This is a genomic window from Streptomyces purpurogeneiscleroticus (assembly GCF_020024005.1).
In the GTDB taxonomy this organism is placed as follows: Bacteria; Actinomycetota; Actinomycetes; order Streptomycetales; family Streptomycetaceae; genus Streptomyces; species Streptomyces purpurogeneiscleroticus.
On record NZ_NHSG01000015.1, the window covers coordinates 1 to 5,339 of the forward strand.

Consider the following 5,339-nt stretch of genomic DNA (forward strand, 5'->3'; position numbering starts at 1 on the left):
CCAGCAGGTTCCGCCCGGCCAGCAGTTCCCGGCCGGTCAGCAGGGGCCGAGCCCGTTCGCTCCGCCCGGGCCGCCGCCCCCGCCGTACGAGCAGTCCACGCACCCGGCGCCGCCCGGCCAGTACGAGCAGCAGTCCGGCCAGTACGAGCAGCCGCAGCAGCAGCCCCCGTTCCCGCAGCAGCCGCAGCACGGGCAGAGCGGCGAGCAGCCGTGGGCCCCGGGCGGCGAGGCTCCGGGTCAGGCGCCGGCCGGTGCCGGCTGGGTCGCGGTGATCGCTCCGGACCGTGAGTACTTCATGGCGATGATGGGCCGCAGCGGCCCCGAGGCGGCCGGCCTGAACCTCCCCGCCTACTCCCCCGAGCAGCAGCTGCCGCTCGACGGTCAGCAGGTCACGATCGGCCGCCGCCGGCACAGCACGGGCGAGTCGCCGGACATCGACCTGGGGCGCCCGCCGGAGGACCCGGGCGTCTCGCACCAGCACGCGATGCTGGTGCAGCAGCCGGGCGGCGGCTGGGCGGTGGTGGACCAGAACTCCACCAACGGCACGACCGTCAACGGCGGCGAGGACCCGATCCAGCCGTACGTCCCGGTCCCGCTCCAGGAGGGCGACCGGGTCCACGTCGGCGCCTGGACGACGATCACGGTCCGGCGCGGCTGAGCGGCGGCCCCGGGGTCAGTCCCGGGGCGGCAGCGGCCACCTGTGGGGGCCGTCGGGGGCGTCCAGCCACGCCCACTGACGGTCCCCTTCCACCGTCACGCCGAACCGCGAGCGGTGCGGCCGCCGCGCCGCGCGCCACAGCTCGTACGCCCCGCGCGGGTCCAGCGCCCCGGCGCTCAGCGCGCGCAGGAAGTGGAACCGCTCGTCGCGCAGCGCCTCGCGCGGCAGCGCCGCGGTGGCGGCCCACGCCTCGGCGCGCTCCTCGGCGCGCTCCTCGGCGCGCTCCTCGGACGCGGCTCCGTCCGCACTGCCGTGCTCCTCTTCGGGGGCCGCGCTGCGCAGCCGTACGAAGTACGCCGGAGTGGACAGGAACCGTCCCTCCGCGCGCCCCTCCCCCGTCACCCGCAGCAGCACCAGCCCCGTGCCCAGCGGCGTGAGGATCAGCCCGCCGGTCCTGCACTGCGCCACCCACGCCGGCGGCACGGACGGCAGCCGGCAGGTCGCCATGATCCGGTCGAACGGCGCCCGCTCCGGGCAGCCCAGCGCCCCGTCCCCGGTGACCACCAGCGGCCGGTACCCGGCCGCCGCCAGGTGCTCCCGCGCCGGCCCGGTGATCTCCTCGTCCAGGTCGACCGTGGTGATCCGCTCGTCCCCGAGCCGGTGCGAGAGCAGCGCCGCGTTGTAGCCCGTGCCCGCGCCGATCTCCAGTACCTCGTCGCCGTCCTCGACGCGCAGCGCGGCCAGCATCTCCGCCATCAGCGACGGCTGGCTGCTGGAGGAGACCAGCTCCCCGTGGCGCACGTGGGTGGCCAGCGCGCTGTCCACGTACGCCCCGCGCAGCCATTCCGCCCGGCGCTCCGGATCGGAATGGTCCGCCGCGCGCCGCTCGTACCCGCCGGCCACGCCCACGTAGTACACCGGCACGAACAGATGCCGGGGCACCTCGGCGAACGCCGCCCGCCAGCGCGTATCCGTCAGCCCGCCGCCCAGCGTGATCAGCCGCACCAGCCCGGCCCGGACCACCGCGGCCTCGACGGCGTACGGATCGCTCCGTGGCTCCGTACCGCTCCCGCTCATACCTCCACTGTGCTCCTCACCCGGGGTCCGATGCTTTCGGTCCTACGTCTCCCGTACTCGGCCGGTACGTCTGAGACCATGGAAGGGTGAACGAGATTCCGCGCGGCACGCTTCAGGAGCAGACCTTCTACGAGCAGGTCGGTGGCGAGGAGACTTTCCGGCGTCTGGTGCACCGCTTCTACCAGGGCGTCGCGGAGGACCCGCTGCTGCGGCCCATGTACCCGGAGGAGGACCTCGGCCCGGCCGAGGAGCGCCTCGCGCTGTTCCTCATGCAGTACTGGGGCGGTCCCCGGACGTACAGCGACAGCCGCGGCCACCCCCGGCTGCGGATGCGGCACATGCCCTTCACCGTCGACCGCGCGGCGCACGACGCCTGGCTGCGGCACATGCGGGACGCCGTGGACTCCCTGGAGCTGGCGCCCGAACACGAGACGCAGCTGTGGAACTACCTGACGTATGCGGCCGCCTCGATGGTCAACAGCGAGGGCTGAGCACGCACGAGGTGACAGAGGCCCCCGCCGCCCATGAGGGCGGCGGGGGCCTCCTTTTTCTGTTTTTCGTGCCCTTGGTGCTCGTCAGGCGGGTGTGACCGACAGGCCCTGGAGCCCGCCCGTACGGACGGCGACCGAGCCGAGCGGCGTACGGAGCCGGAGCCAGCCGCCCGCCGCGAGCAGCGTGTACGGCTCGGGGAGCGGGCCGGTGCCCGCGGGCCCGGCCGGGGTGCGTGCGGGGCGCAGGAAGCCCAGGGACTGCGCGGCGTGCACGGCGCGCAGCGGGAGGTGCGTGTCGCCCACCGTGCGCGACCAGATCTCCCGGCCGATCCGGTCCCGTTCCGCCCGGGTCCGCTGCTCGGGCGGCAGCGCCCCGTCGCGGGCCCGGAACTCGGCGACCGAGACCGCGAGCATGCGGCTCAGCGCGTCGGGCGCGGGCAGCCCCGGCACCCGGCGCCAGCCGCCCTGCGGCGGCAGCACCCCGGCCCAGGGCGGGCCGGTGACCTCGGCGGGGACGGAGAGCGTGCCGGCCGCCTCGTCGATGCCGTCGAGCAGCTCGCCGGCCGAGACGGTCACGTCCAGCTTCACCGGCTCGGCGAGGCGCGCCGTACGGATGGCCAGTACCTCGAAGGACGGCGGCCGGCCGAAGACGGCGAGCACGCCGCCGTCCCCGGCACCGCCGGCCGGGGCCGCCTGGAGGCGCACCGCCGCCGCACGGTCGTAGTGCAGCAGCCGGGACAGGAAGGCGGCGAGATCCGCCGCCTCCCCGTCGTCGGCGAGGCGCAGGACCGTCATGCGGCGACGGCCTCGGACTGCTTGCCCGCGCTGTCGGCGTCGTCGGCGTCGTCCATGTACTCCTGCAGGAACGCCTTCTCCTCGGCCGAGATGCGCCGGGGACGTCCCGCTTCGAGGTCGTAGGGCACCACGACGGTCGAGGCACGCACGTACAGGGTGTCCTCGTCCTTGACCTCGTACGCGATCGTCAGGGACGCCGCGCTGATCCGGGTCACCCAGGACTCGATGGTCACCGGCGCGTGCCGGTGGACCAGCGGGCGGACGTAGTCGATCTCGTGGCGGGCCACGACGGACCCTCCGGAGAACGACGGACTGCCGTCCCCGGGCGCCAGCCGGAACATGAAGTCGATCCGCGCCTCTTCGAGGTAGCGCAGGAAGACCACGTTGTTGACGTGGCCGAACGCATCCATGTCCGCCCAGCGCAGCGGGCAGGAGTAGATGTGTCGCACGCGATCAGCCTCAGCCTCGGGTCAGCTTCTTGTAGGTGGCGCGGTGCGGACGGGCGGCGTCCGGGCCGAGCCGCTCGATCTTGTTCTTCTCGTACGACTCGAAGTTGCCCTCGAACCAGAACCACTTGGACTCGCCCTCGTACGCCAGGATGTGCGTGGCGACCCGGTCCAGGAACCAGCGGTCGTGGGAGACGACCACGGCGCAGCCCGGGAACTCCAGCAGCGCGTTCTCCAGCGAGGACAGGGTCTCGACGTCGAGGTCGTTGGTCGGCTCGTCGAGGAGGAGCAGGTTGCCGCCCTGCTTGAGCGTGAGCGCCAGGTTCAGGCGGTTCCGCTCACCACCGGACAGCACGCCGGCCGGCTTCTGCTGGTCCGGGCCCTTGAAGCCGAACGCGGAGACGTACGCGCGCGACGGCATCTCGACCTGGCCCACGTTGATGTAGTCCAGCTCGTCCGACACCACGGCCCACAGGGTCTTCTTGGGGTCGATTTTGGCGCGGTTCTGGTCCACGTACGAGATCTTGACCGTGTCGCCGACCTTGATCGAACCGGAGTCCGCGGACTCCAGGCCCTGGATCATCTTGAACAGCGTGGTCTTACCGGCACCGTTCGGGCCGATGACGCCCACGATGCCGTTACGGGGCAGGCTGAACGACAGGTCGTCGATCAGGACCTTGTCGCCGAACGCCTTCGAGAGGTTCTCGACCTCCACGACGACATTGCCCAGGCGCGGGCCCGGCGGGATCTGGATCTCCTCGAAGTCCAGCTTCCGGGTCTTCTCGGCCTCGGCCGCCATCTCCTCGTACCGGGTCAGACGCGCCTTGGACTTGGCCTGCCGGCCCTTGGCGTTGGAGCGGACCCAGTCCAGCTCCTCCTTCAGACGCTTCGCACGCTTGGCGTCCTTCTGGCCCTCGACCTTCAGGCGCGTGGCCTTCTTGTCCAGGTACGTGGAGTAGTTGCCCTCGTACGGGTGCGCACGGCCGCGGTCCAGCTCCAGGATCCACTCGGCCACGTTGTCGAGGAAGTACCGGTCGTGGGTGACGGCGACGACGGTGCCGGCGTACTTGGCGAGGTGCTGCTCCAGCCACTGCACGGACTCGGCGTCCAGGTGGTTGGTGGGCTCGTCGAGGAGCAGCAGGTCGGGGGCCTCGAGGAGGAGCTTGCAGAGCGCGACGCGGCGCTTCTCACCACCGGAGAGGTTGGTGACGCCCCAGTCGCCGGGCGGGCAGCCCAGCGCGTCCATCGCCTGCTCCAGCTGCGTGTCCAGGTCCCACGCGTTGGCGTGGTCGAGGTCCTCCTGGAGCTTGCCCATCTCCTCCATCAGCGCGTCGGAGTAGTCGGTCGCCATGAGCTCGGCGACCTCGTTGAAGCGCTTGAGCTTGTCGATGACCTCGCGGGCGCCGTCCTGGACGTTCTCCAGGACCGTCTTCGACTCGTCCAGCGGCGGCTCCTGCAGCAGCATGCCGACGCTGTAACCGGGCGACAGGAACGCGTCGCCGTTCGACGGCTGCTCCAGGCCCGCCATGATCTTCAGCACCGTGGACTTACCGGCACCGTTGGGGCCCACGACACCGATCTTCGCCCCCGGCAGGAAGTTCAGGGTGACGTCGTCGAGGATCACCTTGTCGCCGTGCGCCTTGCGCGCCTTGCGCATGGTGTAAATGAACTCAGCCAAGAGAAACCGTCCGGCAGTCTGGATCTGGAAGTGGGCAGTACTACCCATCTTGCCGTACGCCGGTCCCCAGAAGGAAACGGGTAGCCACCGAGAGCGACCGGGAGTGAGATCACAAGCACGAGGCGTGCGGCCGGGAGTGAGGCCGCGGGCACGGGGAGTGGGCCCGGGAGTGAGGCCGCGGGCACGGGGAGTGG

6 protein-coding genes are annotated in these 5,339 nt (G+C 71.9%); 2 read left to right on the forward strand and 4 right to left on the reverse strand.

The window, feature by feature from the left end:
- Positions 1-658: FHA domain-containing protein (locus CCS38_RS00400; RefSeq protein ID WP_223731159.1), on the forward strand; the 658-nt coding region annotated here is incomplete at its 5' end.
- A 15-nt stretch (positions 659-673) separates the two neighbouring features.
- Here the strand turns inward: CCS38_RS00400 and CCS38_RS00405 are convergent.
- Complete coding sequence (locus tag CCS38_RS00405; protein ID WP_223731160.1) at positions 674-1,735, reverse strand: methyltransferase domain-containing protein; 1,062 nt, start codon at positions 1,733-1,735, stop codon at positions 674-676.
- An 86-nt stretch (positions 1,736-1,821) separates the two neighbouring features.
- Here CCS38_RS00405 and CCS38_RS00410 point away from each other — a divergent pair, with 86 nt between their 5' ends.
- The gene (locus CCS38_RS00410) at positions 1,822-2,226 is read left to right on the forward strand and encodes a globin (protein ID WP_030249823.1); all 405 of its coding nucleotides are present in this window, start codon (positions 1,822-1,824) and stop codon (positions 2,224-2,226) included.
- An 84-nt stretch (positions 2,227-2,310) separates the two neighbouring features.
- On the opposite strand, the gene CCS38_RS00415 is transcribed toward CCS38_RS00410, so the two are convergent.
- From CCS38_RS00415 to ettA, 3 genes are read right to left on the reverse strand one after another with little or no spacing between them, the layout of a single operon-like run.
- Positions 2,311-3,021, reverse strand: coding sequence for a DUF8010 domain-containing protein (locus tag CCS38_RS00415; protein ID WP_223731161.1), 711 nt, complete (start codon positions 3,019-3,021; stop codon positions 2,311-2,313).
- Positions 3,018-3,470 (reverse strand): acyl-CoA thioesterase, encoded by a 453-nt coding sequence (locus CCS38_RS00420; RefSeq protein ID WP_223731162.1) that lies wholly within the window; start codon positions 3,468-3,470, stop codon positions 3,018-3,020. Before CCS38_RS00420 ends, CCS38_RS00415 begins: the two co-directional genes overlap by 4 nt.
- Positions 3,471-3,480: 10 nt before the next feature.
- Complete coding sequence (gene ettA, locus CCS38_RS00425) at positions 3,481-5,145, reverse strand: energy-dependent translational throttle protein EttA (RefSeq protein ID WP_223731163.1); 1,665 nt, start codon at positions 5,143-5,145, stop codon at positions 3,481-3,483.
- Between the last annotated feature and the right edge of the window lie 194 nt (positions 5,146-5,339).